Here is a 14325-nt window from a genome sequence, read left to right on the forward strand (position 1 = left end):
ACGGAAGAGTCGTTCCTTATATAAGTTTCTTTGCACTTTTAAGTTGTTTTGTTGAACCGTTTTCTATTCAAGGCCGTTTCGTTTGATTGACTTGTCGAGTATTGAATCCACCCCGTCCAACATTAATCCGCTGACGTTGTATCTGGCACGGCTGGCGCCTTCCAGCCAGTTGACCATGCGTTATATTTTGCAAGATGCGGCTGACCGCCTCGGTTTCGAAGAAGTGAACATCGAGGAAATCCCTTGGCATGCACTGCAACCTGAGGATGTCATCGCGCTAGTCGCCGCATTGCGCGCCGACAACTACGCGCCGAATACGTCTTCGCTGTATGTAAACGCGGTGCGCGGTGTGATGAACGAAGCGTGGCGCATGAGCCTGATCACGCAGGATCATCTGTTGAAGATGCGTTCGGTCAAAGGCATCGCCGGCACGCGGTTGTCGCAGGGCCGCAATCTCAAACGCACGTTGATTCACGAGTTGATGGAAGTCTGCGCTGCGGATCCACGCCCGCAGGGTCTGCGTGATGCTGCCGTGATTGCCTTGTTGTACGGCACCGGCATGCGCAAGTCGGAGTCCGTGGATCTGGATTTAAACCAGGTCGACTTCCGCGAGCGCAGCCTGACCGTTACCGGCAAGGGCAATAAACAACTGATCAAGTACGCGCCGACCTGGGCGTTCGCCAAGCTCAATGCCTGGCTGGAATTCCGTCGCGAGCAGCTCAAGGAAGGCGAGAGCGATGATGCGTTTCTGTTCAATCGCATCCGCCGTGGCAGCCACATCACCCGCGAGCGCATCACCAAACACGCGATCTATTACATCGCCCGTCAGCGCGGCACGCAGGTCGGGGTGAAGATCATGCCTCACGACTTCAGACGTTCATTCATTACGCGGGTCATCGAGGAGCATGATCTGTCGATCGCGCAGAAACTGGCGCATCACAGCAACATTCAAACCACCGCCAATTACGACGTGCGCGACGACAATGAACGTCGCCGCGCCGTGGATCGCTTCGACCTCTGATCAGGGCGAGTGGGGGTCAGGAGGAGGGTGGGCAGCCGCGTGAGCTGACGGCAGCCTGGGTGATTTGCGCCGCGAGGCGTTTGACGTTGTTTTGCTGCGCGGCCACCAGTTCGTCGATGCTCGGCCCGGATGGCGTTTGCAGGACTGAACGGCACGTCAGCAAGGCGCTGTCGGTCGCCCCCAGCGGACGCAAGCGCCATTTCACGTCGATCAAGCCGTACTGGCCCGGAATCGAATCGAAACGTTGCACTTCAATCCGCACCGATGACCGCTGTTGCCCGGCCGCGCTGCTCAGTTGATCGACCAGCGCGCTGCGCAATTCATCGGCGAGGCTGGCGCCCCACCATTCGGTTTCCAGAATTGCCAGACCACTGTTGCCTTCGCGAATGACGATTTGCGCTCGATCGACTTGCGGCGGTACGGAAATGCCTTCGATGGCAATGTCTGCGCCACTGCGGCCGGCACCGGGTTGCACCGGCGTCAGGGTGTGGAAGCTGATCGGGTCGCTGCGACAGGCGCCGAGCAACAAGCACGCAGCGAGCACGGTGATCTTCAACGGTAATGCCATGGTTTCAGCTCCTGTGCTCAATTGCGTGGTGGACCTTTGAGATCCAGTGGTGCGGCGTTATCAGGGCGACCGCGAATCAGCGATTCCGGATGACGGCCCAGGTAATCCGACAACTCACGCAGCGAGCGTGACATGCGTCCAAGTTCTTCGAGGGTTTCGCCGAGTTTTTCGCGTTGTGGCGAATCTTCGGCCAGCGTCGAATTGGCCGACTCCAGCGTTTTGCTGACATCGCCGAGGGTTTTTTGCACGCCCGGCAAAGTCTTCGCATTGAACTGCGTCAGGCCTTTGCGCAACTCGATCAGGTTGCCATCGAGATTGCCGGCAATGCGCTCCACTGGCAGTGCATTGATCTTGTTGAGCATCGCTTCGAGTTTTTCCTGCAACTGTTCGAGGCTGCCCGGAATGGTCGGGATGCTGACCGGTCGTGCACTGACGTCGAACGGTACTTTCGGCGCTTTCGGGTAGAAATCCAGACCGATGTACAACTGCCCGGTGAGCAAGTTGCCGCTGCGTGCCTGCGCGCGCAAACCATTCTCGACGAAGGTGCCGATCAGGCGCACGCCGGCGGCTTCGTCGTCGGGGTTGTGGTTGAAGGCTTTCAGCACTTTGGCGTGAGCCTGGCCAAGACGCTGCGGGTAGATGACGATGCCGACATTGACCGGAAAGGTTTGTTTCTTCGCATCGAAGTCGAGATTGATCGCCACGACTTTCCCGATCTCAATGCCGGAAAACTCCACCGGCGCATCGACCTTGAGGCCGCGCATGGGCTGTTCGAAACGCAGACTCAGGTATTGCGCCTTGCCGTTGGGGGGGGCGAGGGCGGACTGTTGATCGTCGAACAGTTCGAAATTACGGTCATCAGCGGCGACCGTGTCGTTGGGACTGTATTCCGGGGCACGGAAGGCGATACCGCCGACCAACAGGGTCGACAGCGATTCGGTTTTCACCGCAAAACCGTTGGCGCCGACGTTGACGTCAATGCCGCTGGCGTTCCAGAAACGGGTGTTTTCGGTCACGTAAGCATCGTTGGGGGCATGGATGAACACTTCGATGTTCACGCCTTTGCCATCCTTGTCCAGCTCATAGGCAACCACTTGGCCTACCGGAATCTTGCGGTAGTAAACCGGCGAACCGATGTCCAGCGAACCGAGGTCTTGAGTGTGCAGGCTGAAGCGCTTGCCCGGCTCGCCGTAGGTGATTGGCGGCGGATTCTCCAGGCCTTTGAAATTCTTTGCACGGGTGTTCGACTGGCCGATGTCGGCACCGATGTAATCGCCCGACAACAGGGTGTCGATACCCGACACGCCGCCCGCGCCAATACGTGGCCGCACGACCCAGAATTGCGAGTCTTCGCGGGTGAAGGTCTCGGCCTGTTTGGCCAGTTTGATGGTGGCGTTGACGTTCTTCTGATCGTCACTCAATTCCACGTCCGAGACATGGCCGATGACCACATTGCGGTAGCGAACTTCAGTCTTGTTGGCGGTGAGACCGTCACCGGTCTTGAAGGTGACCGTAATGGTCGGACCTTCCTGCATGATGTTGTGCACGACCAGCGAAATACCCACCAATACAGCAACAATCGGCACAATCCAGACCAATGACACGCCAAAACGGCGGGTCTTGATCGGTGCCTGGCCTGGTGCTCGCGGCTCGTCGACGGCTGACGACTTCATCCATGTCCTCCTCGGTTTATTGGGCACTGAGCGTCAGTAACGCAAAAGCACCTCATTAATATAGAGGTGCTTCGCGATAGAGCAAATGTGAACAACCCATATGTCATTGAAAATGTAGGAGCTGCCCAAGGCTGCGATCTGTTGATTCTGTTTTTAAGATCAAAAGATCGCAGCCTTCGGCAGCTCCTACATGGGAGGGATGTTAGCCGATGAGTTCGCGCAGGCGATACCAGAACATGCCCAGAGCCAATAACGGCGAGCGCAGCGCCGGGCCGCCGGGGAAGGTCATGTGCGGCACACCGCTGAACACGTCCATGCCTTGGCTGTGGCCGGCGTGAATCGCTTCGCCGAGGAGTTTTGCGCACCAATGCGTGACGTTCAGACCATGGCCGGAATAGCCCTGCGCATAGAACACGTTTGGATGCTGCTTGAGGCGCCCGACCTGCGGGAAACGGTTGGCCGTGATGCCGATCTTGCCACCCCACTGGTAATCGATTTTCACATCGGCCAGTTGCGGGAAGACTTTGAGCATTTTCGGCCGCATATAAGCGGCGATGTCTGCCGGATCACGCCCGGAGTAGTGACAGGCACCGCCAAACAGCAAACGCCGATCCGCCGAGAGCCGGTAATAATCGAGGCCGACTTTCTGGTCGCACACCGCCAGATTCTGCGGAATCAATTGCGCGGCGCGTTCCTCGGACAACGGTTCGGTGGCGATGATGTAACTGCCGGCCGGCAGTACTTTGCCACTGAGCTGTTGTTCGAGTTCATCCAGATGCGCGTTGCAACCCAACACCAGACTGCCCGCACGCACGCTGCCGTTGGCGCAACGCACTTGAACGGTGGCGCCGTGGATGATCTCCAGCACCTGGCTTTGCTCGAAAATCCGCACGCCGAGCGAAGCCGCCAGCCGTGCTTCGCCTTGCACCAGATCCAACGGATGCAGGTGGCCTGAGCCCATGTCCACCAGTCCGCCGGCATAGATGTCGGAGTTAACCACTTGCTGGCGAATCTGCTCCGGGCCGATCAAGCGGGTTTCGTGGGCATAGCCCAGTTCGGCGAGGTCGAGCAGTTCGTCCTTGAAGGCATCGAACTGCGCGGTCGTGTTGGCCAGATCACAGAAACCCCAGCGCAGGTCGCACTCGATGCCGTTGTCGCCGATGCGATTGCGCACCAGCTCCACCGAATCGATGCCGGCGCGCTGCAAATAACGCACGCCTTCCTGACCGACGTATTTGGCGAACCCGTCGACGTCATGGCCGATGCCACGGATCAACTGGCCGCCATTGCGCCCGCTGGCGCCCCAGCCGATTCGCCGGCCCTCGATCAGAATCACCGAGAGCCCGCGCTGCGCCAGTTCAATGGCGGTGTTCACCCCGGTGAACCCGCCGCCGATCACACAGACATCGGCGCTCAGATCACCTTCCAGTTGCGGATAAGGTGCAGTCGCCCGAGCCGAAGCGGCGTAATAGGATCGGGCGTGTTCTTCGGTGTACTGATTCATTTGTTCGACTTCACTTTGCTCCAGGAGCGGGTCATCAGACGCATGATCGCCTGGGGCGGGGTGGTAGAAATGTAGAGCTTGTCGAGCACTTCCTGTGGCGGATACACCTCAGGATTGTTGACCAGCTCCGGATCCATGAACTGCTTGGCGGCCGGGTTGGGGTTGGCGTAACCGACCGAAGCGCTGACCTTGGCGATCACTTGCGGATCGAGCAGGTAATTGATGAAGGCGTGGGCTTCTTTGGTGTTGCTCGCATCGGCCGGAATCGCCAGCAGGTCGAACCAGAGGTTGGCGCCTTCTTTCGGGATGGCGTAAGCGATGTTTACACCGTTTTTCGCTTCCTTGGCGCGGTTGGCGGCCTGGAACACGTCGCCGGAATAACCGAAGGCTACGCAGATGTCGCCGTTGGCCAGATCCGACACGTACTTGGAGGAATGGAAATAGGTGATGTACGGACGGATGCTCAGCAGTTTGGCTTCAGCCTTTTTGTAGTCTTCCGGGTTTTCGCTGCGCGGGTCCATGCCCATGTAGTTGAGCACGGCTGGGAAGACTTCGTCGGCGGAGTCCATCATCGACACGCCGCACTGGGTGAGTTTTTTCAGGTTTTCAGGCTCGAACAGCACGGCCCAGGAATCGATGTGATCGATGCCCAGCACTTGCTTGACCTTGTCGACGTTGTAACCGATGCCGTTGGTGCCCCACAGGTACGGCACCGAGTGTTCGTTGCCCGGGTCGTTTTTCTGCAGCAGTTCAAGCAGTTTCGGGTCGAGGTTCTTGAAGTTCGGCAGTTGCTCGCGATCCAGTTTGAGGAACGCGCCGGCCTTTACCTGACGGGCTAGGAAATGGTTGGACGGCACGACCACGTCATAGCCGGTGCGGCCGGCGAGGAGTTTGCCTTCGAGGGTTTCGTTGGAGTCGAAAACGTCGTAGATCACCTTGATCCCGGTTTTGGCCTGGAAGTCGGCGAGGGTGGTTTCGCCGATGTAGTCGGTCCAGTTGTAGACGCTGACGGTGGGCTGGGCTTGCGCTGCGACGCTGCACATCAGGGCCAGCGCGGCGGGAACCATGGTTTTCAACAAACGCATATCGACACCTCTTAAATTTATTGGATTTTTCAGGTGGTTCTTTGGTGTTTGAGCTGCCGCCATCGCGAGCAGGCTCACTCCTACATTTTGGAATGCATTCCCCTGTAGGAGTGAGCCTGCTCGCGATAGCGGTGGTACAGACAATGAAGGGGTTAAACGCTCAGCAGCAGGAACTCGCGCTCCCACGAGCTGATCACGCGCTTGAAGTTTTCATGCTCGGCGCGTTTCACCGCGACGTAGCCACGCACGAATTTGTCGCCGAGGTATTGCGCAACGGTTTCGCACTCTTCCATTTGCGTCAGCGCTTCTTCGATGGTGATCGGCAGGCGCAGGTTGCGGCGTTCATAAGCCCGACCTTCCACGGCAGCGCTCGGCTGCACCTTGTCGACCATGCCGATATAACCGCAGAGCAAACTCGCGGCGATCGCCAGATACGGGTTGGCATCGGCGCCCGGCAAACGGTTTTCCACACGCATCGCTTCAGGGCTGGAGGTCGGCACGCGCAGGCCGACGGTGCGGTTTTCTTCGCCCCATTCGACGTTGACCGGTGCCGAGGTGTCCGGCAGGAAACGGCGGAACGAGTTGACGTTGGGCGCGAACATCGGCAGCACTTTCGGTATGTACTTCTGCAAACCGCCGATGTAATTGAGGAACAGCTCGCTCATCTGCCCGTCTTCATTGGCGAAGATCGGTTTGCCGGTGGCGATTTCAACCACGCTCTGGTGAATGTGCATGGCGCTGCCGGGCTCATCACCAATCGGCTTGGCCATGAACGTCGCGGCGACGTTGTGCTTGAGCGCAGCCTCACGCATGGTGCGTTTGAACACGGTGATCTGGTCAGCCAGATCCAGTGCGTCGCCGTGACGGAAGTTGATTTCCATCTGCGCCGGGCCGTCTTCGTGGATCAGCGTGTCGAGATCCAGACCTTGCAGTTCGCACCAGTCGTAGACGTCTTCGAACAGCGGATCGAACTCGTTGGCGGCATCGATGGAGAACGACTGCCGACCGCTTTCAGCACGGCCCGAACGGCCCAGCGGCGCCTTGAGCGGCAAGTCCGGGTCTTCGCAGCGTTGAGTCAGGTAGAACTCCATTTCCGGCGCAACGATCGGCTTCCAGCCTTTGTCGGTGTAGAGCTGCAAGACTTTCTTGAGGACGTTGCGCGGCGACAGTTCGATCGGATTGCCGAACTTGTCGAAGGTGTCGTGGATGACGATGGCGGTCGGTTCAATCGCCCATGGAATCACGTAGACCGCGTCAGCCACTGGCTTGCAGACCATGTCGATATCGGCAGGATCGAGCAGGTCGTAGTAGATGTCGTCGTCGACAAAATCCCCGGTTACCGTTTGCAGCAGCACACTTTCCGGCAGGCGCATGCCTCGCTCATGCAGGAACTTGTTGGTCGGTGCGATCTTGCCGCGGGCAATGCCGGTCAGGTCACTGACCACACATTCAACTTCGGTAATCTTGTGATCTTTCAGCCACGTGAACAGCTGATCGAAAGGGGCATTCATAAAGACCTCGTTATTGGTTTTATAGACGCCGGGGAGGGCGGGTTTCATCTTCCGCCCCTTCCCCTGTGGCGCGTTGACGACTATCTTGGGCGAGCCTTGCAGTTCCATCTATCCACTTTAAGCAGCACCAAAGCGCACCAAAAGAGTGCGCAAGGTCACCCCATGACAACGTGCAATCCGCTCCAGGTACAAGCGTTCAACACCGCCGATGTGGCCGAGCAAGTCCGCGCCACGCCGGGCTGGGTACAGCATTACCAACAGATGTCGCCGGGCCATTTCGCCGGGCAGATCCGCTATCTGGATCTGCAGGGTGTTGAGGTGTACGAAGAACAGATGAACACCCGCGTCGAGCAGAATTTCAGCGCACCGTCGGGTGCTTTGGCGTTTTGTTTTGATCGCAGTGATAACGCGCTGTACCTGCTCAACGAAGACAGCCGCAACATCTGGATCACCCCGGAGAACTACCAGGAAATTGCCGTGGTGTTCGGCCCGCAGTTCGTCCGTCAGCACGGTCTGGACGTGGCGAAACTCGAAGGTTTGTTCATGACCCAGCTCAACTGCGGACAGAACGCCCTGTTCAGTCGCTGGTTAAGCTCAACTCTCACGAAGTTGACGCAACCGCTTGATATAGATGAAAAAGATGCGCTAACTAAACAGCTGCTTGAGGACTGTATGTTCCTCCTCGACAACGCACGCGTGTGTCTCGACGGCGGCGGATTGCAGCGCCGCGCCGAAGAGCGAAGCATCATGAAACGGGTAGGGGAGTGGGCCGCAGATTCGCCGGAAGATACGCTCAATCTGCTCGAGCTTTCCAACGTTGCCGGCGTGTCGTTGCGTCAGTTGCAACAGGCGTTCAAGGCCTACACCGGGATGACGCCCAGCCACTGGTTGCGTTTGCGCCGGTTGAACAGTGCCCACCGCGAATTGCTCAAGCGCAGACCCACGGAAACCACGGTGGCCGAGGTCGCGATGCAGTGGTCGTTCTGGCATTTGGGGCGGTTTTCCAGCAGTTATCGGGCGTTGTTTAACGAGTTGCCGAGCGAGACGCTGAAGCGTTAACGAATGCTGTAGCGGCGAAAAAGACCTTTGTCTCCTGAGTGAAGTTAATTAGAATCAGTCTCATTTGAATTCTTACTTCGCGCAGGGCCTCTCGAGATGACTGAAGCAGCGACGCCATCGCAGCAGCACCTGCACGAGCTGTACCGCGACCATCGTGGTTTTCTCGAAACCTGGTTGCGGCGGCGCATGGGCAATGCCTGGGATGCGGCGGATCTCAGTCAGGACACCTTCATGCGCGTGCTGTGCAGCGCGCAACCCATCGTCGAAATGCGTGAGCCGCGGGCCTATTTGCTTACGGTCGGCAAACGTCTGCTGAGCAATTTCTACACTCGCCGCAGTCTCGAAAAAGCCTATCTCGAAGCCCTCGCGCAATTGCCCGAAGAGTGCGTGCCGTCGCCCGAGCAGCGTTGGCTGCTGCTGGAAACCCTGCAAGCGCTGGACGAATTACTCGATGGCTTGCCGCGAGCGGTGCGTAAGGCGTTTTTATGGAGTCAGCTCGAAGGCCTGGGTTATCGCGAGATTGCCGAACGCTTGCAAGTCTCTGAGCGAACCATAAAACGTTATATGGCAACGGCTTACGAGCATTGTTTGATGCTAGATCTATGATGAGAATAGCGCCCGGTAATGAAGCGCGGGAAGTGGCGCGGGCTGCCGCGCAATGGCTGGCGTTGCTCGAGTCCGGTGAAGCCAATGAAGCCGATCACTCACGGCTTAAGACCTGGCGCGAGAGCGACAGCCGCCACGAAAACGCCTGGCAGAAGATTCAGTTATTACGTCAGCGATTTTCCAGTCTGCCCACGAAGTTGGCCATGGCCACCCTCGATCGACCGGATCTGGCGCGGCGTGCGGCCCTGAAACGGGCGCTGGCTCTGGCCGCACTTGTGCCGACGGCGTGGCTGATAAGTCGCCAATTACCGTTGGACGTCTGGCGCGCCGATTTGCACACCAGCACCGGCGAACACAAACAGACGCTGCTGGCCGATGGCAGCACCTTGCAGCTGAACACGGCGAGTGCGGTGAATGTCGATCTCACCAGCCGTGAACTGATCTTGGTACGTGGTGAAATGGCGCTCAACGTCCGTGGCGGCGCGGCGCTGACGATCAATGCGCCTTACGGCCGGATCATCGTCAGCCGCAGCGAAGTCTGCGTGCGTCTTAACGAGCGTGATTGCAACGTATCGGTGCTCAGCGGTTCCGTACAATTGCAGCCGTTACACGGGCCTTTGCTGCAACTGAATGCCGGGCAACAGATTAACCTGCAAGCCTCAGGCGCCGGTTTGGTCACGCCTTACGACACAAAAATGCCCGGTTGGCGCGACGGTGTGTTGATGGCGCAAAACCAGCCATTAGGCGACTTCCTGCGTGAGTTGAGCCGCTATCGCCCGGGTTTGCTGCGCTGGGATCCGGCACTGGAAAACCTGCGCATTACCGGCAGTTTCCGCCTCGACAACACCGATAAAGTCCTCGCACTGTTAGCAGCGAGCCTGCCGCTGGAGGTGCATTCGCGCACGCGTTTCTGGGTCACATTGATGCCGCGAAAAAATATCGTCTGAAGCCTGTCCCTTTTATTCGCCTCACCGGTCATTGCAGGTAAGTGAACAAAATCGAGAGCTTCTTCCAATGCCCGCAGTATTCCCAAGTCGTTTGCGTCCGTTGTTGCAGTTGAGCCTCCTGCTGAGCCTGAGTGCCAGCCCTGTGTTGATTCAATCCAGTTGGGCCGATGACGCGGCTCGCCGCAGTTATTCGGTACCGGCCGGCAGTTTGAGTGCTGCGCTGACTCGCTTTGCCGGGTTGGCCGGGGTCAATCTGTCGGTGGATCCGGCGCTGGTCAGTGGCCGCAACAGCAACGGTTTGTCCGGCGAATTTGGCGTGGAGGAGGGCTTCACCCGCTTGTTGCTGGGCTCCGGTCTGCAACTGCAACCGGTGGGCGATCACGCTTATACGCTGATTCCTGCGGCCGATGGCAGCAGCCTGCAACTGGCGCCGACCTCGATTCTCGGTGCCACTGGATCGAGCGATGCCGATGTGTTTGCTGGCGGCCAGGTTGCTCGGCGTGGCTCGCAGGGCTTGCTGGGGTCGAAAGACTTTATGGAAACGCCGTTCAGCATGACCACCTATACCAGCGAGGCGGTGAAGAATCAGCAGGCGCGCACCTTGGGCGATCTGATTTCCAGCGACCCCTCGGTGCGCGCGACCAACCCGGCGGGTGGTCGCTATGAGCAATTCACCATCCGTGGTTTCAGCCTGTTCAACAGCGACGTGTCGTATAACGGCCTCTACGGTGTGTTGCCGACGTACACCATCGACATGGAAATGGCCGATCGCGTCGACATCCTCAAAGGCCCGAGCCAATTGATCAACGGGATCTCGCCACGGGGCAGTGTCGGCGGCGGGATCAACATCGTGCCCAAGCATGCCACCGACCAACCGGTCACTTCGCTGACCGCCAATTACGCCTCGAACAATCAGCTTGGCGGCGCGGTGGATGTCGGCCGGCGTTTCGGTGAGGACAATAAGTTTGGTCTGCGCTTCAACGGTGTCAAACAGTCCGGCGACACTGAATGGGATCACCAGAGTGTTGACCGTGACATGGCCGTGCTGGGGCTGGACTTTCGCGGTGAGCGCTTGCGGCTTTCCACCGATGTCGGCCACACCGAACGCGACACCGATGCGCCGCAGGAACGCGTGCAGGTCGCGGCCAATGCAAAGGTGCCGAGCGCCAACGACGTGCATCGCAACTACGCGCAACCGTGGAGCCAGGCGAAAACCGAGGACACCTTCGGTACGGTCAACGCCGAATTTGATGTGAGTGATTCTGTGATGCTGTACGGCGGCGTCGGCGCGCGCAAAAGCAATCATGACTTCCTGCGTCATGCGGTTTCCGTGACCAACGATGCCGGTAATTTCAGCGTTCTGCCGCGCGACTTCACCCGCGACGAAAACGTTCGAACGGCGACGACGGGCGTGCGCAACTGGTTTCACACCGGGCCGGTGAGCCACGAGGTCAACCTCGCCGCCAGCTACTTCTACATGGATTTCGAGAACGGCGGTGCGCGTTATGCGGCTGGGCGCAGCAATCTGTATGACCCGGTGGAAACGGCGAAACCCGGCACGCCGACGCGCTACGACGCCAAGGTTTATACCGAAAACCGTTTCAGCGGCGTGGCGCTCTCGGACACCTTGGGTTTCTTCGATGATCGTTTACTGCTGACCCTAGGTGCGCGCTGGCAGCGGGTCAAAGTCGATGACTGGAGCGATGACGTCAAAGGCGACACGGCTTATGACGAAGAAAAAGTTTCGCCATCCGGCGGCATTCTGTTCAAGGCGACCGACAAACTGTCGCTGTACGCCAACTACATGGAAGGCCTGAGCCAGGGCAAGATCGCGCCGTCTACATCGGTGAACGAGGATGAGATTTTCCCGCCGTTCATTAGCCGTCAGGTCGAAGTCGGCGCCAAGTACGATGCCGGCGCCTACGCGCTGACCGCTGCGGTTTTCCGCATCAAGCAACCAGCGTATGAAACCAACGCCACCACGCGCGTGTTCGGGCCCAATGGCAAACGCGAGAACAATGGTGTTGAGCTCAGCGTGTTTGGCGAACCGCTGAAAGGCTTCCGCTTGCTCGGCGGTGTGATGTACATCGACAGCGAGTTGACTGAAACCACCAACGGCACGTTTGACGGCAATCGTGCGCCGGCGACGCCGAAGTACAACGTCAATCTGGGGGCAGAGTGGGACGTGCCAACTGTGCAGGGGCTGACGCTGACTGGACGCGGGATCTATTCGAGCTCGCAGTATCTGGATCAGTCAAACCAGAAGGAGATCGACTCCTGGGAGCGCTTCGATGTCGGCACGCGATACACGTTCAAGCTGGATGAAAAGACCATCACCTTGCGCGGCAATATCGAGAACGTGCTGGATAAGCGTTATTGGAGTTCGGCAGGGGCGTCAGATGACAGTGAACCGGGGTTGACGCTGTCGACGCCACGGACTTATTTGCTCTCGGCCACTGTGGATTTCTGATATGAAAACGCCCGGTATAACCGGGCGCATGGTTGTTCTGATCAGAATAGATTCAAAGTCCGCTGTGCTCTTCAACCGGGGCCAGCGGGTTCTGGCAGGCGAAGTTGCCTTTTGAGTTTCTCAACACCGTCAGCAGGCTGTGCTTGAGCAACACCACCGAGCCGGCCAGCAACACCGCATCCTTGATCAGAAAACTGGTCGCACCGCCCATCGCCGGAAAGCCGCCAGCCGACGCTTCCCAGGCGCCCGGGGTGGTGAAAATCAGGGTGAGGGTGGTCAGGTAAGTGACGACCGAGCCTGCGGACGCCAGCACCGAAATGCGTGGGAACCAGATACCCAGAATCAGACCCAGGCCGATGATCCATTCCGCCACACCCAAGGCGTAGCTGGCACCTTGTATCCCGAACGCACTGTGCATCCAGCCGAGGATTGCGCTGTTACTGAGCAAAGGCACCAAACCCTCAGCTTCATAGGGAAACCATTTGGCATAGCCAAAAATGGCGAAGATCAGTATCAGCGCCCAGCGCATTAATTTGATTTCAAAGTCGTTGGAGAGCAGGCGAAGGAGGGCGGGAGAGTTCATGGTAAATCCTTGTCTTTAAGGTAGATGACAACCCATAGAGAAGGATCAACGCCGAAAATTACACATCACCTCAGTGAGGGTGCAGGGTTGAGAAATACAAACAGTTACGGAAATGGCCTACAGATTCGGGCACTGCGTACGCTTAGCGTGTGCAGCCAGTCTATTGGACGTTGACTTGTGGCTCTTCTCATTCTTCGCCTCCCGTTTGGGAGGTTTTTTTGCCTGAATTTAGTTGGAGAGAGCGTCTGGGGATGGCGATACTTAACTACACTAAATGACCGTTTAGTCGAGCTATCCAGAAGTTCGGCGCGTATTCGAAGGAGAAGGCCGTGATTCAGCGCAGAAGCGGATCTGAAGGCGTGATCAGGGCACTGAATCTGGAGCCTCACGTCGAAGGTGGTTATTTTCGAAGAACCTATCAGGCAGACCATCGAGACATGCTCGAAACGGCCAATGGTTCACGATACCAGATGACGTCGATTTATTATCTGCTGGATGAATAATCGCCCGTGGGCCAGTTTCATTTCAATCAGTCGGACATCCTGCATTACTTTCATCTGGGCGACGCCATCGAGTACAGCCTGATTCACGCCGATGGTGTGGCCCTCCTTTAAAAGTGGTCAAACGCTCAAGCCCTTACAGTCCGTGGCTTCCAGCGACTCTGACTTTTAGAAATGGTTGAAAGCCCGGGCGTATTAGCGGATTTGGCCATTTCTAAAGGAGAGCAATCTTAGCCCGTAAACATAGGGCGTGGCTGAGGTTCCCTTTGCATCCTGGTATTGATGGTCTTGCCAACATGCTGATTTGTAGTGACTTTTTTTAAAAGTTGAAGCCCGCAAGGCCTAGAAGATTCGGCCAGTTTTAAAAGCCAGAAAGATCGCTTCCTGATCCCCCTATCAGGTCGTTGCTCGAAAGGGTGTTTGCTAGCATGGAGGATCGGGAGGAGGTCTCGAAATCAGGTAGGGACTATTCACTATTCTCAGCCACAACCTCGCAAGGCTGGATACCACCCTGTGAACGCTACTCAGCGCGTGGAGAACCCCCGCAATCCTTCAGTGAGCCTCACAGTCATTGACATTCAACCCTGGCTGGCTATGAGCGCTGGGAGGGGGCAACTGTCCTCCTTGCTATGCCATTGGATGTCGAATGCGGCTCACGAAGCGGAGATTACAGGTGCCTGATAGGCTCATCTCTTTCACCGTCAATATATAAGTAAAAGTAGCGTTTGCTCCCAAGCAATAGCCTTTCAAGGGGACAGAGGCGGGGCCTGAGACAGCGGATGATGAAGCTGTGTCATT

11 protein-coding genes and 1 pseudogene are annotated in these 14325 nt (G+C 57.7%); 6 read left to right on the top strand and 6 right to left on the bottom strand.

Going from position 1 to position 14325, the window contains the following annotated elements; translation table 11 throughout:
* The first annotated feature begins 175 nt into the window (after window positions 1–175).
* Window positions 176–1021, top strand: coding sequence for a tyrosine recombinase XerC (xerC, locus tag ACIP66_RS02595; protein ID WP_400645162.1), 846 nt, complete (start codon window positions 176–178; stop codon window positions 1019–1021).
* A 16-nt stretch (window positions 1022–1037) separates the two neighbouring features.
* Here xerC and ACIP66_RS02600 read toward each other — a convergent pair whose 3' ends face one another.
* The 5 genes from ACIP66_RS02600 to ACIP66_RS02620 form a co-directional block, all read right to left on the bottom strand.
* Window positions 1038–1589, bottom strand: a complete 552-nt coding sequence (locus tag ACIP66_RS02600; protein WP_400645045.1) for a membrane integrity-associated transporter subunit PqiC — start codon at window positions 1587–1589, stop codon at window positions 1038–1040.
* A 17-nt stretch (window positions 1590–1606) separates the two neighbouring features.
* On the bottom strand, window positions 1607–3262 hold the full coding sequence (locus tag ACIP66_RS02605; RefSeq protein ID WP_159812246.1) for an intermembrane transport protein PqiB: 1656 nt from the start codon (window positions 3260–3262) through the stop codon (window positions 1607–1609).
* A 202-nt stretch (window positions 3263–3464) separates the two neighbouring features.
* Complete coding sequence (locus tag ACIP66_RS02610) at window positions 3465–4766, bottom strand: NAD(P)/FAD-dependent oxidoreductase (RefSeq protein ID WP_400645047.1); 1302 nt, start codon at window positions 4764–4766, stop codon at window positions 3465–3467.
* Window positions 4763–5851, bottom strand: a complete 1089-nt coding sequence (locus tag ACIP66_RS02615) for a polyamine ABC transporter substrate-binding protein (RefSeq protein WP_282357739.1) — start codon at window positions 5849–5851, stop codon at window positions 4763–4765. The genes ACIP66_RS02610 and ACIP66_RS02615 overlap by 4 nt, the downstream gene beginning before the upstream one ends.
* Window positions 5852–6003: 152 nt before the next feature.
* Window positions 6004–7362 (bottom strand): glutamine synthetase family protein, encoded by a 1359-nt coding sequence (locus tag ACIP66_RS02620; RefSeq protein WP_053120225.1) that lies wholly within the window; start codon window positions 7360–7362, stop codon window positions 6004–6006.
* A 162-nt stretch (window positions 7363–7524) separates the two neighbouring features.
* Between ACIP66_RS02620 and ACIP66_RS02625 the strand changes: the two genes are divergently transcribed.
* The 4 genes from ACIP66_RS02625 (at window position 7525) to ACIP66_RS02640 (ending at window position 12444) form a co-directional block, all read left to right on the top strand.
* Window positions 7525–8421: a helix-turn-helix domain-containing protein gene (locus tag ACIP66_RS02625; RefSeq protein ID WP_400645051.1), complete on the top strand. Its 897-nt coding sequence runs from the start codon at window positions 7525–7527 to the stop codon at window positions 8419–8421.
* Between the two features lie 96 nt (window positions 8422–8517).
* Window positions 8518–9027, top strand: a complete 510-nt coding sequence (locus ACIP66_RS02630) for a sigma-70 family RNA polymerase sigma factor (protein WP_400645054.1) — start codon at window positions 8518–8520, stop codon at window positions 9025–9027.
* A complete protein-coding gene (locus tag ACIP66_RS02635) occupies window positions 9027–9974 on the top strand; it encodes a FecR domain-containing protein (RefSeq protein ID WP_400645057.1) in 948 nt (315 codons plus the stop codon). Before ACIP66_RS02630 ends, ACIP66_RS02635 begins: the two co-directional genes overlap by 1 nt.
* Window positions 9975–10041: 67 nt before the next feature.
* Window positions 10042–12444 carry a TonB-dependent siderophore receptor gene (locus tag ACIP66_RS02640; RefSeq protein WP_400645060.1) on the top strand — a complete coding sequence of 801 codons (2403 nt, stop codon included), beginning with the start codon at window positions 10042–10044 and terminating at the stop codon, window positions 12442–12444.
* Window positions 12445–12496: 52 nt separating this feature from the next.
* On the opposite strand, the gene ACIP66_RS02645 is transcribed toward ACIP66_RS02640, so the two are convergent.
* The gene (locus ACIP66_RS02645) at window positions 12497–13027 is read right to left on the bottom strand and encodes a YkgB family protein (protein ID WP_400645062.1); all 531 of its coding nucleotides are present in this window, start codon (window positions 13025–13027) and stop codon (window positions 12497–12499) included.
* A 329-nt stretch (window positions 13028–13356) separates the two neighbouring features.
* Here ACIP66_RS02645 and ACIP66_RS02650 point away from each other — a divergent pair.
* Window positions 13357–13626 (top strand): annotated as a pseudogene (locus ACIP66_RS02650) (cupin domain-containing protein); the annotation flags it as partial.
* Window positions 13627–14325 lie beyond the last annotated feature (699 nt).

The sequence above is a fragment of the Pseudomonas sp. NPDC088429 genome (assembly GCF_044753305.1).
Lineage (GTDB): Bacteria > Pseudomonadota > Gammaproteobacteria > Pseudomonadales > Pseudomonadaceae > Aquipseudomonas > Aquipseudomonas rustica.

What these genes read in the sequence shown, in the direction of transcription:
- ACIP66_RS02600 (WP_400645045.1), bottom strand. Translation starts at nt 1,589, where the DNA reads ATGGCATTACCGTTGAAGATCACCGTGCTCGCTGCGTGCTTGTTGCTC.
- ACIP66_RS02625 (WP_400645051.1), top strand. Translation starts at nt 7,525, where the DNA reads ATGACAACGTGCAATCCGCTCCAGGTACAAGCGTTCAACACCGCCGAT.
- xerC (WP_400645162.1), top strand. Translation starts at nt 176, where the DNA reads ATGCGTTATATTTTGCAAGATGCGGCTGACCGCCTCGGTTTCGAAGAA.
- ACIP66_RS02645 (WP_400645062.1), bottom strand. Translation starts at nt 13,027, where the DNA reads ATGAACTCTCCCGCCCTCCTTCGCCTGCTCTCCAACGACTTTGAAATC.
- ACIP66_RS02615 (WP_282357739.1), bottom strand. Translation starts at nt 5,851, where the DNA reads ATGCGTTTGTTGAAAACCATGGTTCCCGCCGCGCTGGCCCTGATGTGC.
- ACIP66_RS02620 (WP_053120225.1), bottom strand. Translation starts at nt 7,362, where the DNA reads ATGAATGCCCCTTTCGATCAGCTGTTCACGTGGCTGAAAGATCACAAG.
- ACIP66_RS02640 (WP_400645060.1), top strand. Translation starts at nt 10,042, where the DNA reads ATGCCCGCAGTATTCCCAAGTCGTTTGCGTCCGTTGTTGCAGTTGAGC.
- ACIP66_RS02605 (WP_159812246.1), bottom strand. Translation starts at nt 3,262, where the DNA reads ATGAAGTCGTCAGCCGTCGACGAGCCGCGAGCACCAGGCCAGGCACCG.
- ACIP66_RS02610 (WP_400645047.1), bottom strand. Translation starts at nt 4,766, where the DNA reads ATGAATCAGTACACCGAAGAACACGCCCGATCCTATTACGCCGCTTCG.
- ACIP66_RS02635 (WP_400645057.1), top strand. Translation starts at nt 9,027, where the DNA reads ATGAGAATAGCGCCCGGTAATGAAGCGCGGGAAGTGGCGCGGGCTGCC.
- ACIP66_RS02630 (WP_400645054.1), top strand. Translation starts at nt 8,518, where the DNA reads ATGACTGAAGCAGCGACGCCATCGCAGCAGCACCTGCACGAGCTGTAC.